The following is a 21571-nucleotide window of genomic DNA, read 5'->3' as shown; positions in this document are numbered from 1 at the left end:
CGGCGCCGCTGACCCCCCGGGCCGGTGAGCCCTCCCGGCCTCACCATTGGTCCCCACTCTACTCCACTTCCCTCCACCCGCAACCAGATTCGCCCGCGTGGCGTGTCCGATCCGGCGGCAAAACCGCACGTCACGAGGGGTGGAGCGGAGTGGAGGGCCGCGGTCTCCGGCCGGCGTGGTCCGCTTTCCGACATAGATCGACTCCGTCCGGTGGAGGCCCTTCCGGCCACCCGCGCCGCCGCCACGGCCGAACGGTTCACAGTCGGCGGCGATCTGGCGGGGCGGGCGGTCCGGTAACCTCGCTCGCGTGACGGACGCGAAAATGCCCCTACGGGCCAAGGTGGCCAGCTCCGTGTCACGGACCGCCGCGGCCCTCTCCCGGGCGGCCGGCCGTGGCGACGGTTCGGTGATCGGCGGGTGGATCGGCCTGAAGATCGACCCGGACCTGCTGGCCCACCTGTCGGCCGGGCGTGCGATCGCGCTCGTCTCCGGCACCAACGGCAAGACCACCACCACGCGGTTGACCTCCGCCGCGGTCGGTGTGCTCGGTCGGGTCGCCACCAACTCGTTCGGCGCCAACATGCCCAGCGGGCACACCTCGGCACTGGCCAAGGCCGGCAGCACCCCGTACGCGGTGCTGGAGGTGGACGAGCACTACCTCGCCCAGGTGCTGGAGGCGACCGAGCCGCACGTGGTCGCGCTGCTCAACCTCTCCCGCGACCAGCTCGACCGCGCCAAGGAGGTCGCCATGATGGCGCAGCTCTGGCGGGCGGCGCTGGTCCGGCACACGAACGTGCGGGTGGTGGCCAACGCCGACGACCCGCTCGTGGTCTGGGCGGCCACCCCTCCGGGCGACCCCGCCCGGGGCATCAACCCGCCGCACGTGACCTGGTTCAGTGCCGGCCAGCGCTGGCACGACGACTCCTGGGTCTGCCCGGAGTGTGGATCCACCATCCAGCGCTCCGGCGAGCAGTGGTGGTGCACCGGCTGTCCGCTACGCCGACCGGAGCCGAACTGGGTCGTCGAGGACGAAGGCGTGCTCGACCCCACCGGGGCCTGGCACAAGGTCTCCCTCCAACTGCCCGGCAAGGTCAACCTCGGCAACGCGGCGACCGCGCTGGCGGTGGCCGCCGAGTTCGGCGTCCGCCCGGTCGACGCGGTGTCCCGCCTCGGCATCGTCACCTCGGTGGCCGGCCGCTACGCGCAGGTCGACAAGGACGGACGCAACATCCGGCTGCTGCTGGCCAAGAATCCAGCCAGCTGGCTGGAGGCGTTCGACATGGCCGACGACGCCCCGACCCTGCTCGCCATCAACGCGCGCGACCCCGACGGCCTCGACACCTCCTGGCTCTACGACGTCGACTTCGCCCCACTCCGTGGCCGGCAGGTGTTGATCACCGGTGACCGGGCATACGACCTGGCGGTTCGGCTGGACGTCAACGACGTGCCGTTCCAGCACGTCCGCACGTTCGACGACGCGCTCCGGTCGGTCCCGCCCGGGCGGCTGGAGGTCATCGCGAACTACACCGCGTTCCAGGACATCCGAGCGGAGTTGGACCGTGTCATCTGAGAGTCTGCGCATCGTCTGGATCTACCCCGACCTGCTGTCCACGTACGGCGACCGGGGCAATGCCCTGATCCTCGCCCGCCGGGCCCGGCAGCGCGGCATGCCGGTCGAGGTGTTGGAGGTCCGCTCCGACGAACGGCTGCCCGCGACCGCCGACATCTACCTGGTCGGCGGCGGCGAGGACGGCCCGCAGGCGCTCGGCGCCCAGCGGCTGCTCGCCGACGGCGGCCTGCACCGGGCCGTCGCGCAGGGCTCGGTGGTGTTCGGTGTCTGTGCCGGCTACCAACTGCTCGGCACCTCGTTCTTCGCCAAGGGCGTGCAGTGCCGCGGGCTGGAGCTGCTCGACCTGCAGTCCGACCGGGGCGAGAGCCGGGCCGTGGGCGAGCTGGCCGGGGAGATCGACGCCCGGCTGGGCCTGCCGCCACTTACCGGTTTCGAGAACCACGGCGGCCGGACCCACCTCGGTCCGGAGGTCTCCCCGCTGGCCCGGGTCACCGCCGGGGTGGGCAACAACGGCACCACCGAGGGCGCGTGGCGCGGCAAGCTGCTGGGCACCTACTCGCACGGGCCGGCGCTGGCCCGCAACCCCGCCCTGGCCGACCTGCTGCTGCGCTGGGCCACCGGGGCACACCAGCTCCCGCCGTTGGACGACACCTGGTCGGACCGGCTCCGCAACGAGCGCCGCTCCGCAGTGGCCGCCGCCCGGGCATGATCCGTGCCGTCCGACGGCTGCTCCGGCAGCCGTCGGCCGCTCGGTTCGCCCTGCTCGTGCTGCTGATCGGCAGCTGCGGGCTGCTGCTGTTCCTGGTGCCCCGACCCGACCCGGAGCAGCTACCGCTGCTGGCCGACCGGCTGGGTGCCCTCGCCCCGGTGGCGGCCATCCTCGGTGGGGCGCTGCTGCTGGTGGCCCTGGTCCCCCGCACCTTCATCACGCTCGCCGCGGGCGCGATCTTCGGCCCGCTGGAGGGCGCCGCGTACGCCCTCGGCGCCGCGCTGGTGGCCGCGGCGATCGGGTTCACTGTCGGCCGACTGCTCGGCCGGGAGTTCGTCGCCGAACGGGTCCGTGGTCGCCTGGCCCGCCTCGACGGCTGGTTCGCCCGGCAGAGCGTGATCGGTGTGGTCACCGTCCGGCTGCTGCCGATCGCCGGCTTCGGGCTGGTCAGCTACGGCTACGGCACGACCGCCGCGCGGGTGCTGCCGTTCCTGGTGGGCAGCGTGATCGCCTCCGCGCCGACCGCGTTCGGTTACGCCGCGATCGGCGCGGCCGTCAGCTCACCCGGCCACATCAACTGGTACGCCGCCGCCCCGTCCAGCCTCGGCCTGATCGCCAGCCTCGTTCTCGTCCACAGGTGGTGGCGCGGCGAACGACGCCGCCGCCGGCTCCCGGCCTGACCAAGCCCCGCCCCGCCCCGCCCCGGTCGCGCCCGGTCGCGCCCGGTCGCGCCCGGTCGCGCCCGGTCGCGCCCGGTCGCGCCGATCATGGAGTCGTGGTGGGGACGAATCCCCTGGCCCGGGACAACTCGGGCACCACAACTCCATGATCGACCGGACAAGGGGGGGGGGGGGGGGGGGGGGGGGGGGGGGCGGGGCGGGGCGGACGGGGGTTAGGCGACTACGGAGACCATTCGGCCCTTGACCACGATGACCTTGCGGGGTTCCTTGCCGGCCAGGGTGGCGGCCACCGCGTCCAGGGCCGCCGCGCGGACGGTCTCCTCGGCGGCGTCGGCGGGCACCTCGATGCGGCCACGGACCTTTCCGTTCACCTGCACCGGGTACGTCACCGTGTCGGCCACCAGCAACGCCGGGTCGGCGGTCGGGAAGTCCGCGTACGTCAGCGACGTGTCGTGGCCCAGCTTGCGCCACAACTCCTCGGCCAGGTGCGGGGCGAACGGCGCCACCATCAGCACCAGCGGCTCGGCCACCTCACGCGGCGTGGCCGACAGGCCGGTCAGACCGTTTGTCAGCTGGATCAGCTTGGCGATCGCGGTGTTGAACCGGATGCCGTCCATGTCGCCGCGGACGCCGTCGATCACCTTGTGCAGCAGCCGGCGGGTCGCCTCGTCGGCCGGGTCCTCGGTGATCCGCAGCGCGCCGGTCTCCTCGTCGACGACGGCCCGCCAGACCCGCTGCAGGAACCGGTACGACCCCACCACCGCCCGCGTCTCCCAGGGGCGGGACACCTCCAGCGGCCCCATCGACATCTCGTACACCCGGAAGGTGTCAGCGCCGTACGCGGCGCACATGTCGTCGGGGGTCACCACGTTCTTCAGCGACTTGCCCATCTTGCCGTACTCGCGGTTGACCACCAGGTCTTCCAGGTAGTACGCGCCGTCGCGCTCGACCACGTCCTCGGCCTGCACGTAGCTGCCGCGCGAGTCGGTGTACGCGTACGCCTGGATCATGCCCTGGTTGAACAGCTTGCGGAACGGCTCGAACGACGACACGTGGCCCAGGTCGAACAGCACCTTGTGCCAGAAGCGCGCGTACAGCAGGTGCAGCACGGCGTGCTCGGCCCCGCCGACGTACAGGTCGGTGCCGCCGCAGTCGCCGTCGGCGCGCGGGCCCATCCAGTAGCGCTCGTTCTCGGCGTCGACGAACCGCTCGCTGTTGGTCGGGTCCAGGTAGCGCATCTCGTACCAGCAGGAGCCGGCCCACTGCGGCATCACGTTGGTCTCGCGGGTGTAGCGCTTCGGCCCGTCGCCCAGGTCCAGTTCGACCTCGACCCAGTCCCGTCGCCGCGACAGCGGCGTCTCCGGGTTGCTGTCGGCGTCGTCGGCGGCGAACGTCTTCGGGGAGAAGTCGTCCACCTCGGGCAGCTCGACCGGCAGCATCTCCTCCGGCAGGGCGATGGCCGCGCCGGCCTCGTCGTAGACGATGGGGAACGGCTCGCCCCAGTAACGCTGCCGGGAGAACAGCCAGTCGCGCAGCCGGTAGGTGACCGCGCCGGTGCCGTGCCCGTTGGCCTCCAGCCAGGCGATGATCGCCGCCTTGGCGTCGGCGACCCCCAGGCCGTTCAGGTCCAGGCCGCGCTCGGGCGCGGCGCTGTTGATCGCCGGACCGTCCCCGGTGTACGCCTTGCCGGCGAAGCCCTCCGACGGCTGCACGGTACGCACGATGGGCAGCTCGAAGACCTCGGCGAACGCCCAGTCCCGCTCGTCCTGGGCGGGGACCGCCATGATCGCGCCGGTGCCGTAGCCGGCCAGCACGTAGTCGGCGATGAAGATCGGGATCTGCCCGCCGGTGACCGGGTTGGTGGCGTACGCGCCGATGAAGACGCCGGTCTTCTCCTTGGCGTCGGCCTGCCGTTCGACGTCGGTCTTGGCGGCGGCGGCCTTACGGTACGCCTCGACGGCCTCCCGGGGGCCGGCGTGCCCGCCGGTCCAGGCGTCCCTCGTCCCGTCCGGCCAGGCGGTCGGCGCCAGCGCGTCGACCAGTTCGTGCTCGGGGGCCAGCACCATGTAGGTCGCGCCGAAGACGGTGTCCGGACGGGTGGTGAACACCCGGATCGGCTCGCCAGCGGTGGCGAAGTCGATGTGCGCCCCGGTGGATCGGCCGATCCAGTTGCGCTGCATCAGCTTGATCGCCTCGGGCCAGTCCAGGCTGTCCAGGTCGTCCAGCAGCCGGTCGCCGTACGCGGTGATCCGCATCATCCACTGCTTCAGGTTGCGCTTGAAGACCGGGAAGTTGCCCCGCTCGGAGCGGCCGTCGGCGGTGACCTCCTCGTTGGCCAGCACGGTGCCCAGCCCTGGGCACCAGTTCACCGGGGCCTGCGAGACGTACGCCAGCCGGTGGTCGTCGACGACCTGACGGCGCTCGGCGACGCTCAGCTCGGCCCAGGCCCGGCCGTCCGGGGTGGGTCGGTTACCGCCCTCGAACTCGGCGATCAGCTCGGCGATCGGGCGGGCCCGGCCGGCGTCCCGGTCGTACCAGGAGTTGAAGATCTGCAGGAAGATCCACTGGGTCCAGCGGTAGAAGTCGGTGTCGATGGTGGCCACCGAGCGGCGCTCGTCGTGCGCCAGGCCCAGCCGGCGCAGCTGCGCCTTGTACCGCTCGATGTTCGCCACAGTGGTGGTGCGGGGATGGGTGCCGGTCTGCACCGCGTACTGCTCGGCGGGCAGGCCGAAGGCGTCGAAGCCCATCGCGTGCAGCACGTTGCGCCCGGCCATCCGCTGGTAGCGGGCGTAGCAGTCGGTGCCGATGTACCCCAGCGGGTGGCCGACGTGCAGGCCGGCGCCGGACGGGTACGGGAACATGTCCAGCACGTACAGCTTCTCCGCGCCGGCGCGGGGGTGGGTCGGGTCGGCCAGCGGGCCGGTCGGGTTCGGTGCGTGGAAGGTGCCCTCGCGCGCCCAGGTGTCCTGCCAACGGATCTCGATCTCGTCGGCCAGGGCCGCGGTGTACCGGAACGGGGGAATGTCGCCCGCCGGTGCGGCTGCCTCACTCATCGTCTCTCCTCGCTTCGCTTCGCTTCGTCTCGGCATCGCCGGGCCGGGCCGGCGGCGGGCACAAAAATGCCCCTCGCACAGGAGGGGCCGCCGTGCTGTCGCGCGTTCAGCGCATCAGCACGGCCCGGTAAGAAGCAGGAAGACTCCGGCCATGTCCCGCAGTGTACCTCGCCGCCGGTTCGGCCTGCTGTCCACCGGGGTGCGTCGGGCCGGGTCCCCCGAGGCGGCGAATTCGGGGCGTAACCGACGGACTACCTGCGGGGGTCGGCGATAACGACAAACATGGTTAGCCTGAGAGGCTAGTGAGAATCCTGCGGCAAACGAGGCTCGGCGTCGCGAACCCAACGGCGGGTCCAGGTGCTCTCTAGAGAGCTGCCGTGACGGCGACGAGGAGGAGGCCCGTGACACAACAGACCTGGGACGAGGTGGGCGGTCTATTGCCGCACGACGAGTTCCGCGCCGCCAGCGAGGCCATCGTGGCCAACATCGAGCAGGTCATCGAGGGTAAGACCGCCACCGTGCGGCTCGCCCTGGCCGTGTTGCTCGCCGAGGGTCACCTCCTTATCGAAGATGTTCCAGGCGTCGGCAAGACCAAGCTGGCCAAGGCCCTCGCGCGGTCCATCGACTGCACGGTACGACGGATCCAGTTCACTCCGGACCTGCTGCCCAGCGACGTCACCGGGGTCAGCGTCTACAACCAGGAGACGCACGACTTCGAGTTCCGCCCGGGTGCCGTCTTCGCCAACCTGGTGGTCGGCGACGAGATCAACCGGGCCTCGCCGAAGACCCAGTCGGCGCTGTTGGAGTGCATGGAGGAGCGGCAGGTCACCGTCGACGGTGTGACGTACCAGCTCCAGACCCCGTTCATGGTCATCGCCACCCAGAACCCGATCGAGATGGAGGGGACCTACCCGCTGCCCGAGGCGCAGCGCGACCGGTTCACCGCCCGCATCGCGATGGGTTACCCGGACTCGAACGCCGAGCTGGCCATGCTCGACGGCCACGGTGCCACCGATCCGCTGAACGAGCTGCGCGCGGTCTCCGACGCGGCGATCGTCCGGCAGCTCATCGCCACCGTCCGGCAGGTGCACGTCGCGGACGCCGTCAAGCAGTACGCGATCGACCTGGTCACCGCCACCCGCGAGGCCCCCGACCTGCGGCTCGGCGCCTCCCCCCGAGCCACCCTGCAGCTGCTGCGCACCGCCCGGGCGGTCGCCGCCCTGGAGGGCCGCGACTACGTCCTCCCCGACGACCTGCAGGCCCTGGCGGTGCCGGTGCTCGCCCACCGGATCATCCCGACCGCCGACGCGCAGCTCGCCCGGCGCACCACCGACGCGATCGTCTCCGAGCTGGTGCACCGCCTGCCGCTGCCGCACGACCGGCAGCGCAACCCGTACGACACCCGGCCCGCTACCGGCAACGGCCGCGCGCCCTACGAGCCGCGGAGGCCATGACGTGCGTGCCGGGCTGCGCGGGCTGACCACCCGCGGGCGCTCCTTCCTCGCCGCCGCCGTCGCGGCGGCGATCTCGTCCGGCATCCTCGGCGAGCGGGATCTGCTCCGGGTGGCGGTGCTGCTGGCCATTCTGCCGTTGCTGGCCGCGGCGTACGTCGGGCGCAGCCGGTACAAACTGGCCTGCAACCGGTCCCTGGACCCGCACCGGGTGCCGGTCGGCGCCAACTCCCGGGTGGTGCTGCGGCTCCAGAACCTCTCCCGGCTGCCAACCGGCACCCTCCTGTTGGAGGACCGGTTGCCCTACGCGCTGGGCAGCCGGCCTCGGGTGGTGCTGGAGCGGCTCGGCGCGCACCAGGCGACTTCCGTGGCGTACACAGTGCGGGCCGATGTGCGGGGCCGATACGACGTGGGCCCGCTCGTGGTCCGGATAACCGACCCGTTCGGCCTCTGCGAGCTCACCCGGTCCTTCCCCAGCACCGACCACCTGACGGTCATCCCGCAGGTCGCCCCCCTGCCGTCGGTCCGGCTCCCCGGGGAGTACGCGGGCAGCGGCGACAGCCGGGCCCGGTCGGTGGCGGTGCACGGCGAGGACGACGCGGCGACCCGGGAGTACCGGCGCGGTGACGACCTGCGCCGGGTGCACTGGAAGTCCACGGCGCGCACCGGCGAGCTGATGGTGCGCCGCGAGGAACAGCCGTGGGAGAGCCGGGCCACCGTCGTCCTGGACACCCGGGCGTACGGCCACCGCGGCGAGGGGCCGACGGCGAGTTTCGAGTGGGCCGTCTCCGCCGCCGCGAGCGTCGCCGTTCACCTCCGCCAGGCCGGCTACAAGCTGCGCCTGGTCACCGGCTCGGGCGCCGATGTGGACGCCTCGGAGGCCGGTGGTGACGGGGTGCTGCTCGACCACCTCGCGGAGGTGCGCCTGGATCAGCGGGCCGAGGTGACAGGGCTCGTGCAGCGGGTCCGCCAGCGCGCCGACGGCGGGTTGATCATCGGGCTGTTCGGCACGGTGAGCGTGGCCGAGGCCGAGCTGTTGGCCGGGCTGCGGGGCAACGGCGCCACCTGCATCGGCTTCCTGCTGAACAGCTCCACCTGGCTCAGCCTGCCGGAAAAGGCCCGGGCGGAGGCGGAGCACGCGCACGCAGCCGCCGTCCTCGCGATGGTGCAGAGCGGTTGGCGCGTCGTCGGCGTCGACCACGGTGCCCGACTGCCGACGCTGTGGCCGCAGGCCGGCCGGGGCTCGCAGGGTTTCGCCCTGCGTGCCGCGCTGGCGGAGACGGTCGCCGGCGGCGTGCGATGAACGGAAGGGTCCCCTCATGAACGCCAGTCGGAACATCGGCCTGGTGGCGGCGGCGGCCACGCTGCTGGCCGCCGCGCCGCTGTCGGCCATCTTCCAGAGCTGGACATGGCTGTTCGAGTCGATCGTCGCGGTCGCCGTGGTGGCCGGTGCGGCGGCGTTGACCAGGCTCGTCCGGGCACCGCTGTGGGGCCAGATGCTGGGCATGCTCGCCGGTCTGCTCCTCGCCCTGACCTGGTTGTTCCCCAGCAACCAGGAACTGCTCGCCATCCTGCCCACGCCGAGCACCTTCGCGCACTTCGGCGCCCTGCTCAACGGCTCCATGCAGGACATGCGCTCCTACGGCGTCGAGGTCCCGGACACCGACCCGCTGTTGTTCATCGCCGTGCTCGGCATCGGCGCGGTAGCCGTACTTGTGGATTTCCTGGCGGTGGGGCTGCGCCGGCCCGCGCTGGCGGGGCTGCCGATGCTCGCCATCTACTCGGTGCCGGTCGCCGTCTACGTGGACAGCGTCCCCGCGACGCCGTTCGTGGTGGGCGCCGCCGGCTACCTCTGGCTGCTGGTCACCGACAACGTCGACCGGGTACGCAGGTTCGGGCGTCGGTTCACCGGCGACGGCCGCGACGTTGACGTGTGGGAGGCCTCGCCGCTGGCGTCGGCCGGCCGTCGGCTCGCGGTGGTCGGCGTGGTGCTGGCGGTGGCGCTGCCGTTGGCGGTGCCGGGCATGCGGGGCGGGCTGCTCGACTCGCTCAGTCGGGGTCCGAGCAACGGCACCGGCAACGGCTCCGGTTCGGGCGGCACGTCCGGTCGGATCGACCTGTTCGCCTCGCTCGCCGGGCAGCTCAACCAGTCCCAGGTGGCCGACCTGGTCAAGGTCACCACATCGGAGCCCGACCCGTTCTACCTGCGCTACGCGGTCGCCGACGAGTTGCGTCCGACCGGTTTCCAGGCCCGCAACCCGAGCGGCCAGCCGGCGAACCGGGACCTGCCCGACCCGGCCGAGCGGGCCCGCCCGGGCGTGCAGCAGACCACCTACCGGGCCACCGTCGAGGTCACCAAGAGCCTGAGCATGTCGCTCATGCCGGTGTACGCCGAGCCGGTGAACACCGACGACCTCAGCGGCAACTGGCTCTACGACTCCAACCAGCAGGTCATCTTCTCCAACCGGGAAAACTCCCGGGGCCGCAAGTACTCCTTCGACTATGTCCGCTCGACGTACACCCCGGCGACGCTGCGGAGCACCCAACCGCTGCCGACCGAGCACCCGGTCCGCCGGCAGATGACCGCCACCCCCGGGTCGGTGCCCGAGGTGGAGGAGTTGGTCAAGGGACTGACCCAGGACAAGCGCACCGACTACGACCGGGTGTTGGCGATCTACCGGCACTTCTCTGCGGACAACGGGTTCCGGTACCGGCTGAGCACCGAGAGCGGCAGCAGCGGGCAGGACATCGTCAACTTCCTCACCAACAAGGTCGGCTACTGCCAGCAGTACGCCGCCGCGATGGCCTGGCTGGTCCGTTCGGCGGGCATCCCGGCCCGGGTGGCGTTCGGGTTCACCAACGGCAGCAAGCGCGACGGCAACACGTTCACGCTCACCAACCTCAACCTGCACGCCTGGACCGAGGTCTTCTTCAACGGGGTCGGCTGGGTGCCGTTCGACGCCACCCCGACGTACGGGGTGCCGGGATCCACCCGCTCGGCCTGGGCGCCGGACACTGACGCGCCGGAACCGTCCACCCCGGGCAGCGGCGTCGCGGACACTCCCACGGGCCCCGAGGCGTCGGCCGGTCCGGCCGGGCCCGACAACGCCGACCGGGACGTCGACGACGGGCTGTCCCTGGACGGCACCAGGCCTGCCGAACAGCCACCGGTCTGGCCGTGGTGGACGGCCGGCCTACTGGCCCTGCTCGCCCTGCTCGCCATTCCCGCGCTGCGCCGGATGGCGCTGCGCCGCCGACGGGGTGGCCAACCGGCGAGCGCCGCGGTGACCGCCGCTGCCGGCGGTGGCGAGCCGGGGGCGCGGGTGGTGGTGGTCGGCGTGGACGCCGACCGGGCCCGCGCGGACGCGCACGCGGCCTGGGCGGAGTTGCTCGACACGATGGTGGACTTCCGGGTCCCGGTCGACCTGACCGAGACGCCCCGGGCGACCGCGGACCGGCTGGTCCGCGACACTCTCGGCGACGACACGGCCGCGACCGGGTCGGCGTTGCTGCTCGGCCAGGCAGAGGAGCGGGCCCGTTACGCCCGGGACCCGCTCACCGGTGAGCGGTTGCTGCCGGCGCTACGTGCGGTCCGTGGGGCGCTCGCCGCCCGGGCGGACCGACGTACCCGCCTGGTCGCCGCCGTGTTGCCGCCGTCGGTGCTGCTGCGGTGGCGGACCACCATGGCGGACACGTCCGGCCGGATGGTGGCGCTGACCGGGCGAGCCCGGTATCGGCTGCTGCGCTGGAACCCTCGACGGCTGTTGGCGGACCGAGGGGCCCGCTGACCTGGTCAGCTGACCGACGCCCGTTGGGAGGGCCGGGGTGGCGGTGCACCAACCGCCGCCCCGCCCGCCAGCGGGCAGCACCGGGTCAGCACCCCGGCAGCGCCGGACACGCGGATACGGCACTGGGCACGCGGATCGGCACTGGGCACGCGGATACGACGAAGGTCGCCGGGAGTGCGTGCCCGGCGACCCGCTCATCGCGGCGTTCGGCCCGCCTCAGCGGCGGGGCCGCCTCAGCGGTGCCCCTCCGGGCGCTGCCGCCACCTGTCCTCCATGCGGTCCAGCAGCGACGACCGGCGACCGGACCGACCACCGCGGGAACGACGACGACTTGTCGTGCCGCCCACCACGTGCAGGTCGGGTGACTGCGCTCGCCGGTGGGACTGGACCGCGTACGCGGCCGAGGCCAGCATGACGACGAAGCCCGCCACCGCCAGCGGTGGAGTCTTGATCACCGCCCCGTAGACCAGTAGAGCCAGGCCAGCGATGATGACGCCGGCGGCGACGAGCAGGCGACGCCGCGCATGGAAGCGCGGATCGCTGGCGCGCACGGCCGAGGCGAATTTGGGGTCCTCGGCAAGCGACCGCTCGATCTGCTCGAACAGCCGCTGCTCGTGCTCCGAGAGCGGCACGGCACTCCTCCCCGGTCACGTTGGTCGGGCCCACTCGGGCCGACAGACCGTGGCAGCCATCCGACTGCTTACCCGCAAGTCTACGAGGGGGGTCGCGCGTCGGAAAGCGGGACGACCTACGGGTGCTGTGGATTTTCCTTTCGTTGAGCGTCACGGTCGCCCATCAGACTGGCCGGACCTATGACGGACCGCCCGAATCGGGCAGCGGCGGCGTCGGCGGCAGCTTCCGCCTCCCGCCAACCGCGCTCGGGCGCGCCGAGGGTGAGCTGCCGTGGCGCGCCCTGCGCCGGGGCGAGCCCCTCCACCCGGACACCGACGAGTCGAATCCGCTCGCCCGGGTCCAGTGCGGTGTAGAGCGCCCAGGCGGTGTCGAACATCTCGCGGGCGGTGTCGGTGGGCACATCCAGGGTGCGGGAACGGCTGACGGTCCGGAAATCGGCCAGCCGGACCTTCAGGGCGACGGTGCGCCCGACCTGCCCGGAGCCGCGCAACCGGACGCCGACCTTGGCGCTGAGCGCGAGCAACGCGCGGCGGATCTCCATCGGGTCGGCCACGTCGACGTCGAAGGTCACCTCGGCGCCGATCGACTTGTCGACGTGTTCGGGGCTGACCCGGCGCGGGTCCCGTCCCCAGGCCAGCTCGTGCAGGTGGGCGGCGGACGCCGCGCCGACCGCCTTGCGGAGCAGGCCCAGGGGGGCTTCGGCGAGGTCGCCGACGGTGGCCAGGCCGAGCCGGCGCAGCGATTCGGCGGCCCGCTCCCCCACCCCCCAGAGCGCGTCCACCGGCAGCGGGTGCAGGAAGTCGAGCACCTGCCCCGAGGGCACCACCAGCAGGCCGTCCGGCTTGGCCCGGGTGGAACCCAGCTTGGCCACGAACTTGCTCGGCGCCACCCCTACCGAACAGGTGAGCGCCTGCTCGTCGGCGACCCGCTGGCGGATCAGCCGCGCGATGGCGGCCGGGGAGCCGAAGAGTCGGCGGGCGCCGCGCACGTCGAGGAACGCCTCGTCGAGGGAGAGCGGCTCGACCAGCGGGGTGACGTCCCGGAAGATCTGCATCACCGCCCGGGAGGCGGCCGTGTAGGCGCTGAACTCCGGTGGCAGATAGACAGCGTGCGGGCAGCGCGCCCGAGCCTGGCTGGTCGGCATCGCGCTGCGTACGCCGTAACGGCGGGCCTCATAGCTGGCCGAGCTGACCACGCCGCGCGGCCCCACCCCGCCGACGATGACCGGCCGGCCCCGCAGCTCGGGGCGGCGGCGCACCTCGACGGCGGCGAAGAAGGCGTCCATGTCGACGTGCAGGATCGGGCTGCCGGAGTCGTCGGCATCCGGCCCGAAGCGCGGATCACCGCCCCGGGGCAACGACTGACTGCGGCCCATCCCGGCAGGTTAACCCGGAGGTACGACACCACCAGCCGCCACCGGGCCAGACCGCACGCCGGTCAGCCGCGTACGACAAGCAGCGGCACGGTCAGCTCGGCCGCGGTGTCCGACCCGTGGTACGCGACAAGCTTCGACGCCATCGGCCGCTCGGTCCGGCTGGCCATTACCGCGTAGGTGTCGTTGCAGGTCACCACCACGTCACCGATCCGGCCCAGGTGCTCCTCGGGCACCGGACCGAACCAGCCGGTGGCCACCACCTCGTCGCGGGTGCGTACCCGCGCGGCGGCGCCGAGCACTGTCGACCAGGCCGCCACCACGTCGTCGAGCGCACCCGGTGCGACGTGCAGGTACCGCACCCGGGCCTCCCCGGCGACCACCCGGATCCCGGCGCGCAGGCGGGGGTCGGCGTCCAGGTCGAAACGGTGTGCGGCGGGAATGTCGAGTTGGCCGTGGTCGGCGGTCACCAGCAGCGCCGCGTCCGGCGGGAGACCGTCGACAAGGCGGGCGACGAGCGCGTCCACCTCGGTGGCGGCGATCCGCCAGGGTTCCGAGTCGACACCGTAGACGTGGCCGTACCGGTCCAGGTCGGCGTGGTAACCGGAGACCAGGGTCGGTCCGGCGCCGGTGGCCAGCGCGGCCAGCATGGCGGCTGCCACCGCGTCCCCGCCGGCGGCGCCCCGGAAGTCGCCGCCCCGGTTGGCGGCCAGCGTCAACCCGCTGCCGCCGAACTCCGGCCTACTCACCACTGTCGTCGTCACGCCGGCGGCTCGGGCACGCTCCAACTGGGTGGTCACCGGCTGCCAGGTCAGCGGGGACGGATCCCCGGCCCAGTCGGTGTGGGTGAGCACCCGGTCCGTGCCGGGCACCCGCACGGTGAAGCCGAGCACCCCGTGCGCGCCGGGCGGCACGCCGGTGCCCAGCGACACCAGACTGGTCGGGGTGGTGGACGGGAAACCGGCGATGAGCGGACGGCCCACCGTCGCGGCGAGCCCGGCGAGCGTCGGCGCGTGCGGGGCGGCGGTCGGCAGTTGGTACCAGCCGAGCCCGTCGACAAGCAGCACGGCGATCCGGCGTACCCCGGCGAGCCTGGGGGCCAGCCCGAGCGGGTCGGCCGAGCCGGGCACGCCCAGCACGGCGAGGGCGCTGGGCAGCACCTCGGCGAGCCGGCCGCCGCCGTGGTCCGGCCCGAGCACCGCCAGCGGCGTCGGCGGGCCATCCGGCGCGGTGATCATGCCGGGCGGCGGGCGAACAGGTGCAGTTGGGCGGCCAGATCCCGGTACGGCGGTTGGGCGGCCAGGACGCGTTCCAGCGCCACCAGCGCGGCCTGCTGCCCGTCGGCGACCGCGGCCGGCAGCAGGTCCGCCAGGACGCGTACCCCGTGGATCTCCTCGACGACCAGCCCGGCGGCGGCGAGCAGCGCGGCGGCGTCGGGGGCGTCGTAGCGTCGGCGCAGCGTGTCGCGTGCCCCGGCGGTGCCGGCCGGATCGGCGGCCAGTGCGGTCGCCACGTCCAGGTGCCCGTTCATCGCCCGGCCCAGCACGGCGGCGGCCCGGCCGGCCACCAGGACGCTTGCCGCGCCGCCGGGGCGCAACGCGGTGGCCAGCGCGGACACCACAGGCGTCGGGTCGTCGACCACCTCCAGCACGGCGTGGCAGAGCACCAGGTCGACGCCGGCCGGCTCGACCAGCCCGGCGAGGGCGTCACCGTCGCCCTGCACGGCGGCGATCCGGTCGGCCACCCCGGCCTCAGCGGCCCGGCGGGTGAGCGCCGCGAGGGCGTCGGGGCTGGCGTCGACCACTGTGACGCGGTGCCCGGCTCGGGCCAGCGGGACGGCGAAACCGCCGGTGCCGCCGCCCACGTCGAGCACTGTCAGTTCGGCGTCGCCGCGCCGCTCCAACTCGGCGCGGAGCACCGACCAGATCACTGCGGTACGGGGGGTCAGCGGCGGCCCGGCGAACCGGCCTGGGGTCTGCTCCACCCGGACGAGCCTAGTCACCCGCTCCGCTGAGGGTGCGGGCGTGTGGCGGGCGGGCCGGCCCACCACACGCCCGCTCGGTGCGTGGTACGGCGGTCGGTCAGGCCTCGGTGCCCTCGGCCTCGTCCTCCGCCCGGGACCGGCGCTCGTTCGCGACCGGGCCGTTCGTCACCTCGTACTCGCGGGGGTCGGCGAGGTGCGACGGCACCCAGCCGGTGCCCAGTCGGGTCCGCCGGGCGTTGGCGATTCCACCGGTGTACGCGTGATTACCCGTCACTGTCTTCCCCCTTACGGATCGCGGGCCGCTCTGCCCGCTCGGGACGAGTCTCCCGGTCGACGGCTCAGGAAACCGTAATGTGGATCACTCGATCAGCGGAAGTCACGGGACGCGGGACGCACCGGTGGATCAATGGCGTCCAACCGGTCGGCGACCAGGTTGGTCACCCCCTCGTGCCGTTGCAGCCGCCCCCGTACCACAAGCGCGGCGCTGGTCCGGGCCACCCGCCGGTAGCGCTGCCACAGCCCCGGCGAGCAGGTGACGTTGAGCATCCCCGTCTCGTCCTCCAGGTTGAGGAAGGTGACCCCGCCCGCGGTCGCCGGACGTTGCCGGTGGGTGACGATGCCACCGACCCGGATCCGTTGCCCCGGCTCCACCCGCCCCAACCGGGCGATCGGCACCGCGCCGAGCACGTCGAGCTGCCCCCTGATGAACCGGGCCGGGTGGCTCTCCGGCGACAGCCCGGTGGCCCACACGTCGGCCACCAGCCGGTCCACCGCCTCCATTCCGGGCAACGTGGGCGCCGCCGCGCCGGTCACCGTGCCGGGCAGCCGGCCCGGCCGGTCCTGGGCCGCCGCGCCGGCGGCCCAGAGCGCCTCCCGCCGGGTCAGCCCGAAACAGGAGAAGGCGTCCGCGGTGGCCAGCGCCTCCAGCTGCGCGGCGGTGAGACCGACCCGCCGGACCAGATCAGGCATGTCCCGGTACGGCCCACCGGAGTCCCGGTCGGCCGCGATCCGCTCGGCCACGTCGGCGCCGAGGGTACGCACGCTGGACAGCCCCAGCCGGACCGCCGGGCCGCCCAGCCCCCAGGCGTGCGGTGGCTCACCCGGCCCGCTGCCCCACCGGGTGTCCGCTGTGGATTCCAGCACCGCCGACGCCCCGCTGGCGTTGATGTCCGGGCGACGGACCTCCACCCCGTGCCGGCGGGCGTCGTCGACAAGGGTCTGCGGCGAGTAGAAACCCATCGGCTGGGCGTTGAGCAGCGCGGCCAGGAACGGCGCCGGGTGGTAGCGCTTGAGCCAGGAGCTTGCGTAGACCAGGTAGGCGAAGCTCATCGCGTGGCTCTCCGGGAAGCCGTAGCTGGCGAACGCGGTGAGCTTGCGGTAGACGTCGTCGGCCAGCTCACCGGTGATGCCCCGCTCGGCCATCCCGGCGTAGAGCCGGTCGGCGATGCGGGTCATCCGCTCGACCGACCGTTTGGCGCCCATCGCCCGGCGCAACTGGTCGGCCTCGGCCGCGTCGAAGCCGGCCAGGTCGATGGCGAGCTGCATCAGCTGCTCCTGGAACAGCGGCACACCAAGGGTCTTCTCCAGGGCGTTGCGCATCAACGGGTGCGCGAACGTCACCTCCTCCTGGCCGTTCTTGCGCCTGATGAACGGGTGCACCGAACCGCCCTGGATCGGGCCGGGCCGGATCAACGCCACCTCCACCACCAGGTCGTAGAACTCGCGGGGCTTGAGCCGGGGCAGGGTGGCCATCTGGGCGCGGCTCTCCACCTGGAACACCCCCACCGAGTCGGCCCGGCAGAGCATGTCGTAGACCTCCGGGTCGTCCAGGGTCATGTCACCCAGGTCGAGGCTCTCGCCGATCATGTCGTAGCCGTAGTGCAGGGCGGAGAGCATGCCGAGCCCGAGCAGGTCGAACTTGACCAGGCCGACAGCCGCGCAGTCGTCCTTGTCCCACTGGAGCACGCTGCGCCCGGGCATCCGCCCCCACTCCACCGGGCAGACCTCGATCACCGGCCGGTCGCAGATCACCATGCCGCCGGAGTGGATGCCCAGGTGCCGGGGGAACGTCTGCAACTCGTTGGCGTACTCCACCACCTGCTCCGGGATGCCCTCGACGTCGACAGTGGCCACCGAACCCCACCTGTCGATCTGCTTGCTCCAGGCGTCCTGCTGACCGGGTGAGAAACCGAACGCCTTGGCCACGTCCCGCACCGCCGACCGGGGCCGGTAGGAGATGACGTTGGCGACCTGGGCGGCGTGCTCCCGGCCGTAGCGGGTGTAGACGTGCTGGATCACCTCCTCCCGGCGGTCGGACTCGATGTCCACGTCGATGTCCGGTGGGCCGTCCCGCTCCGGGGCGAGGAACCTCTCGAACAGCAGCCGGTGCCGCACCGCGTCCACGTTGGTGATACGCAGCGCGTAGCAGACCGCCGAGTTGGCCGCCGAGCCCCGGCCCTGGCAGTAGATGTCCTGCTCGCGGCAGAACGCGACGATGTCGTAGACCACCAGGAAGTAGCCGGGGAAACCCAGCTCCTCGATCATGTTCAGCTCGTGGTCAAGCTGCGCGTACGCGGCCGGATGCGCCTGCGGCGGCCCGTAGCGTTCCCGCGCGCCGTCGGCGGTCAGCTTGCGCAGCCAGCTCATCTCGGTGTGCCCCGGCGGCACCGGGTACGCCGGCAACCGCGGCGCGACAAGTTGCAGGTCGAAGGCCAGCTCGGCGCCGAACTCGGCGGCCCGCGCCACAGCACCCGGGTACGCGGCGAACCGGGCCGCCATCTCCGCGCCGCTGCGCAGGTGGGCGGTGGCCGCCGCGGGCAGCCAGCCGTCGATCTCGTCCAGGCTGCGGCGGGCCCGGACGGCGGCGACGGTGGTGGCCAGCCGACGCCGGCCGGGGCTGGCGTAGTGCACGTTGTTGCTGGCCACCGTCGGCAACCCGGCCGCGGCGGCCAGCTCGGCGAGCGCGTCGTTGCGGTCGGCGTCGACGGGATGCCCGTGGTCGGTCAGCTCCACCGCCACCGTCTCCGCGCCGAAGAGCGCGGTCAGCCGGTCCAGCTCGCGGGCCGCCGCGTCCACCCCCTCGGTGAGCAGCGCGCCCGGCACGTGCCCCTTGCGGCAGCCGGTCAACACCAGCACGTGGTCACGCAGCTCGGCGGCGACCTCCTCCAGCTCCCCGTAGACCGGGCGGCCCTTCTCCCCGCCGCGGAGCTGGGCGCGGGCGATGGTGGTGGCCAGCCGGGCGTACCCCTCATGGCCGTGCGCGAGCACCAGCAGGTGCGCGCCGTGCGGGTCGGGTTCGCCGTTCTGTGGGCCGGGCAGCCCGAGGGACAGCTCGGCGCCGAAGATGGTCGGCAGGCCCAGCGTGCGGGCCGCCTCGGCGAACCGGACCACCCCGTAGAAGCCGTCATGGTCGGTGACGGCGAGCGCGGTGAGCCCCAGCCGGGCCGCCTCCTCGGCCAGCTCCTCCGGGTGGCTGGCGCCGTCGAGGAAGCTGAAGTTGGTGTGCGCGTGCAGCTCCGCGTAGGGCACCACGCCGTCCGGGCGGGTCAGCGCCGGCGGCTCGTACTGCTGGCGCTTACGGCTCCACGCCGGGGAGTCACCCCCGTCGGCGTCCACGGCGAGCGGGTCCACCACGTGCAGGTGCCGCTCGCCCCGGCTCCCCCGCTTGTCGTCGCCCCGACCGGAGAGCACCCGCTCCAGCTCCGACCAGGGCATATTCGGGTTGTGGAAGCTCATCGAGCCGCCCTCGGGACGGGCCGGACCCCGACGGCCGGATCCGCCGGCGAGCGACATACCGGAGAGTCACACATGTGCCCGACGGTCATGTCGCTCGTCGGGACATCCGGCTCCGACCTGGAAAGCACCGACTCAGTCATAGATCGCCTCCACCAGCCACTGCCCGGCCTCGACGGCCAGCAGCAGAGCGGCGCCACCGGCCAGGCTGACCTGGAACCGGGCCCGACGGCGGGCCTCGGCCGGCGCCCACCAGCGCTCGTCCACCGGCCACGGGCCAGCCCAGCCCACGATCTCCGTCGGCTGGCCGGCACCGACCACCAACCGGGCAGGTGGTGCGCTCACCGCCAACCGCGCGCTGATCACCACCGGCTCACCGGCGGCGTCGTGCACCGTCGCCGCGAGCGGGCTGGGCAGCACCACCGCCGGCGCGGGCGCCGGTAGCCGGCCCGGCCACGGCGGAACCGCTCCGCCACCGCGGTCCGCGGACCGACCGGCACCGGCGACCCGGTCGGCACCGCCGGTGATCGGCTCGCCGGGCAGCGGTGCGGGGCCGGGGCGGGCCGGGAGGCGTTCGTCGCCCCACGGCACCAGTCGCACCTGGTCGGCCGGGGAGCGACCACCGCCGAGCACCGCGGTGACCACCGCCTCCGGGCCGAGGATGCCCTGCACCCGGCTCAACGCCCGGTGAGCCCGTTCCCGCTCCTCGCCGGCCTCCCCCCACAGGCCGGCCTGTAGACCGGCCTGGGCGATCACCCCGTCCGGGACCAACCGCAACCGGATGATGCCGGCCGTCGGCCGGGCCGGGCGGGCGCCGGTACGGCCACTGCTGCCGGAGAGCCAACCGTCGAGCTGCCAGCGCACCCGGTCGGCGATGGCCGCGGCGGTGAGCAGGCCATCGTGGCGCCACACCCGGTGCAGCTCCTGACCGTGCTCGGTGACCGCCTCGATGCCGAGCCGGGTGCAGGCCAGCCCGTGCCCGGCCAGCCCCTCGTGCAGCTGCTCGGCCAGCGCGCGGGCCGCGAACGCGGCCGCGTCGACCCGGTCGATCGGTTCGTCGTACCCGGCGGTCACCGTCAGGTCGGTAGGTGGCTGCCGGACGGCAAGCGGACGGTGGTCGCGCCCGGCCGCGAGCCGGTGGGCCAGCGCTCCGTCGAACCCGAACCGGGCCAACACGTCGCCGGCCGGCAACGCGGCGAAGTCGCCGAGGGTACGCACTCCCAGCCGACGCAGCAGGTCGGCCAACGCCGACCGGCCGAGCGCCTCGACCGGCAACCCGGCCAGGAACTCCGGTGTCCCGCCCGGTGCCACCACCCGGCCGGCGCGGGCGGCCAACCCGGCGGCGAACACCCCGTCGGCGATGCCTACCTGGCTCTCCACCAGGCACGACTGGGCGACGTGCTCGATGATCCGCTCGGCGGCCGCCTCCTCGCCGCCGAGGTAACGGCCCGGCCCGCGGGCGGCCACCGCGCAGGCACCCGGACGGACCACCTCCACGCCGGCGACCAGCTCCTCCGCCGCGACGACCACCGGCTCGAACGCCCGCGCATCCCGGCCCGGGTCGTACTCCACCACTGTGAGTTGCGGGCAGCGACCCTGCGCCTCCCGCTTGCGCAGACCTCGGCGTACCCCCTCGGCCCGGGCCCGCTCGGAGCAGGCGACCACCCGGTTGGCGTGCAGCACGGCGACCGGCCCGGTCGCCGGCACCCCGTCGACGATCTCGGCGGCGAGCACCGGCCAGTCCGGGCACCACAACAGCAGGGTGCGTGGCGGCGTACCGGTCACCCCCGACCGACCAGGGCAAGCGGTGCGGCAGGTCGGCCCACGGTCGGGCGCACCGGGCCGGGAATGACCCGGGTCAGCTCGTCACCCGGGAGCCAGACCTTGATCTCCTTGGGTCGGGCCGCCGCCCCGCGCCCGCGCGCCGAGACGGTGACCTCCCGGCGACGCAGCCGCCCCCGGCCCTGCCCGAGCCCCTCCCACACTCCCCGGACCACCCGCAGTGTCACGTCCGCGCCGTCCCACCGGCCGTACGGGACGAGCACGCTGCCGCGCTGCCGGGCCCGGGCGGCCAACCGGGTGGCGACCGAGGCGGAGACCGTGGCCGGCACTGTGGTGACCACGACGTCCACCCCGTCGATCAGTGCGGCGACCACTGTGGCCCACTCGGGGCCGGGATTGGGCACCAGGGCCAACCGGTCCAGGGCGATGCCCAGCTCAGCGGCCGCACCCGCACCGAACGTCGGCACACCGACCACGGCGCACCACGATCCGGCCCGGGACGCCTCGGCGAGCAGGGCCAGCATCAACGAGGTGCCGCCGCTGCGCTGGGGTTGGCCGGCGGCAACGGCGATGGTGCTCCCCCGACGCAGGCCCCGGTTGGGCAGCAGACCGGTCAGCTCGGGCGCCACCGGCAGCACCCGATGACCACCGACCGGGTCGGGTGCGCTCGCCGGGCGCACCAGATCGGCAAGTGCGGCGGAACCGACCACCATGCGGCCCGCCATTGGACCAACCCCCCGTCGTTACTGCTGCTGCTGTGGATCACATTCCGGACCGGCTCGCCGTGCCACCGGCCGCCCGGCTCCCCCCGCGGGAC

Annotated in this window: 15 protein-coding genes; 6 read left to right on the top strand and 9 right to left on the bottom strand. The window is 73.4% G+C overall.

The annotated features are described in order from the left end of the window. The first annotated feature begins 322 nt into the window (after positions 1-322). From AB0B85_RS17720 to AB0B85_RS17710, 3 genes are read left to right on the top strand one after another with little or no spacing between them, the layout of a single operon-like run. Entirely contained in the window at positions 323-1570 is a 1248-nt protein-coding gene (locus tag AB0B85_RS17720; RefSeq protein ID WP_357408575.1) for a MurT ligase domain-containing protein, read from the top strand. Continuing rightward, complete coding sequence (locus AB0B85_RS17715) at positions 1560-2279, top strand: glutamine amidotransferase (RefSeq protein WP_357408451.1); 720 nt, start codon at positions 1560-1562, stop codon at positions 2277-2279. Before AB0B85_RS17720 ends, AB0B85_RS17715 begins: the two co-directional genes overlap by 11 nt. Continuing rightward, the gene (locus AB0B85_RS17710) at positions 2276-2959 is read left to right on the top strand and encodes a VTT domain-containing protein (RefSeq protein WP_357408449.1); all 684 of its coding nucleotides are present in this window, start codon (positions 2276-2278) and stop codon (positions 2957-2959) included. Before AB0B85_RS17715 ends, AB0B85_RS17710 begins: the two co-directional genes overlap by 4 nt. A gap of 212 nt (positions 2960-3171) precedes the next feature. On the opposite strand, the gene leuS is transcribed toward AB0B85_RS17710, so the two are convergent. Further along, complete coding sequence (gene leuS, locus AB0B85_RS17705) at positions 3172-6012, bottom strand: leucine--tRNA ligase (RefSeq protein ID WP_357408447.1); 2841 nt, start codon at positions 6010-6012, stop codon at positions 3172-3174. A 401-nt stretch (positions 6013-6413) separates the two neighbouring features. Between leuS and AB0B85_RS17700 the strand changes: the two genes are divergently transcribed. Genes AB0B85_RS17700 through AB0B85_RS17690 form a run of 3 tightly spaced genes read left to right on the top strand, consistent with a single transcriptional unit; the run spans position 6414 to position 11251 of the window. Next, on the top strand, positions 6414-7466 hold the full coding sequence (locus tag AB0B85_RS17700; protein WP_357408445.1) for a MoxR family ATPase: 1053 nt from the start codon (positions 6414-6416) through the stop codon (positions 7464-7466). A 1-nt stretch (position 7467) separates the two neighbouring features. Next, a complete protein-coding gene (locus AB0B85_RS17695) occupies positions 7468-8766 on the top strand; it encodes a DUF58 domain-containing protein (protein WP_357408443.1) in 1299 nt (432 codons plus the stop codon). Between the two features lie 16 nt (positions 8767-8782). Beyond that, a complete protein-coding gene (locus tag AB0B85_RS17690) occupies positions 8783-11251 on the top strand; it encodes a DUF3488 and transglutaminase-like domain-containing protein (RefSeq protein WP_357408441.1) in 2469 nt (822 codons plus the stop codon). Between the two features lie 233 nt (positions 11252-11484). On the opposite strand, the gene AB0B85_RS17685 is transcribed toward AB0B85_RS17690, so the two are convergent. From AB0B85_RS17685 to AB0B85_RS17650, 8 genes are all read right to left on the bottom strand, one after another. Further along, the gene (locus AB0B85_RS17685; RefSeq protein WP_357408439.1) at positions 11485-11883 is read right to left on the bottom strand and encodes a DUF3040 domain-containing protein; all 399 of its coding nucleotides are present in this window, start codon (positions 11881-11883) and stop codon (positions 11485-11487) included. 116 nt (positions 11884-11999) lie between these two features. Next, positions 12000-13259, bottom strand: coding sequence for a DNA polymerase IV (locus tag AB0B85_RS17680; RefSeq protein ID WP_357408437.1), 1260 nt, complete (start codon positions 13257-13259; stop codon positions 12000-12002). 62 nt (positions 13260-13321) lie between these two features. Then, a complete protein-coding gene (locus tag AB0B85_RS17675; protein ID WP_357408435.1) occupies positions 13322-14494 on the bottom strand; it encodes a nucleotide pyrophosphatase/phosphodiesterase family protein in 1173 nt (390 codons plus the stop codon). Continuing rightward, positions 14491-15258, bottom strand: coding sequence for a methyltransferase domain-containing protein (locus tag AB0B85_RS17670; RefSeq protein ID WP_357408433.1), 768 nt, complete (start codon positions 15256-15258; stop codon positions 14491-14493). Before AB0B85_RS17670 ends, AB0B85_RS17675 begins: the two co-directional genes overlap by 4 nt. Positions 15259-15337: 79 nt before the next feature. Next, a complete protein-coding gene (locus tag AB0B85_RS17665) occupies positions 15338-15514 on the bottom strand; it encodes a hypothetical protein (RefSeq protein ID WP_167492956.1) in 177 nt (58 codons plus the stop codon). Positions 15515-15606: 92 nt separating this feature from the next. After that, entirely contained in the window at positions 15607-18975 is a 3369-nt protein-coding gene (locus AB0B85_RS17660) for an error-prone DNA polymerase (RefSeq protein WP_357408431.1), read from the bottom strand. Positions 18976-19107: 132 nt separating this feature from the next. Then, a complete protein-coding gene (locus AB0B85_RS17655; protein ID WP_357408429.1) occupies positions 19108-20757 on the bottom strand; it encodes a DNA polymerase Y family protein in 1650 nt (549 codons plus the stop codon). Further along, on the bottom strand, positions 20754-21479 hold the full coding sequence (locus tag AB0B85_RS17650; RefSeq protein ID WP_357408427.1) for a hypothetical protein: 726 nt from the start codon (positions 21477-21479) through the stop codon (positions 20754-20756). Before AB0B85_RS17650 ends, AB0B85_RS17655 begins: the two co-directional genes overlap by 4 nt. Between the last annotated feature and the right edge of the window lie 92 nt (positions 21480-21571).

The sequence above is a fragment of the Micromonospora sp. NPDC049044 genome (genome assembly GCF_040649215.1).
In the GTDB taxonomy this organism is placed as follows: Bacteria; Actinomycetota; Actinomycetes; order Mycobacteriales; family Micromonosporaceae; genus Micromonospora.
The sequence above is the reverse complement of the archived record's forward strand: the minus strand, read 5'-3'. Positions and strand labels throughout refer to the sequence as shown.

Excerpts from the sequence above, each read along its gene's own strand:
- AB0B85_RS17710 (WP_357408449.1), top strand. The coding sequence starts at position 2,276 with ATGATCCGTGCCGTCCGACGGCTGCTCCGGCAGCCGTCGGCCGCTCGG.
- AB0B85_RS17680 (WP_357408437.1), bottom strand. The coding sequence starts at position 13,259 with ATGGGCCGCAGTCAGTCGTTGCCCCGGGGCGGTGATCCGCGCTTCGGG.
- AB0B85_RS17720 (WP_357408575.1), top strand. The coding sequence starts at position 323 with ATGCCCCTACGGGCCAAGGTGGCCAGCTCCGTGTCACGGACCGCCGCG.
- leuS (WP_357408447.1), bottom strand. The coding sequence starts at position 6,012 with ATGAGTGAGGCAGCCGCACCGGCGGGCGACATTCCCCCGTTCCGGTAC.
- AB0B85_RS17675 (WP_357408435.1), bottom strand. The coding sequence starts at position 14,494 with ATGATCACCGCGCCGGATGGCCCGCCGACGCCGCTGGCGGTGCTCGGG.
- AB0B85_RS17660 (WP_357408431.1), bottom strand. The coding sequence starts at position 18,975 with ATGAGCTTCCACAACCCGAATATGCCCTGGTCGGAGCTGGAGCGGGTG.
- AB0B85_RS17650 (WP_357408427.1), bottom strand. The coding sequence starts at position 21,479 with ATGGCGGGCCGCATGGTGGTCGGTTCCGCCGCACTTGCCGATCTGGTG.
- AB0B85_RS17690 (WP_357408441.1), top strand. The coding sequence starts at position 8,783 with ATGAACGCCAGTCGGAACATCGGCCTGGTGGCGGCGGCGGCCACGCTG.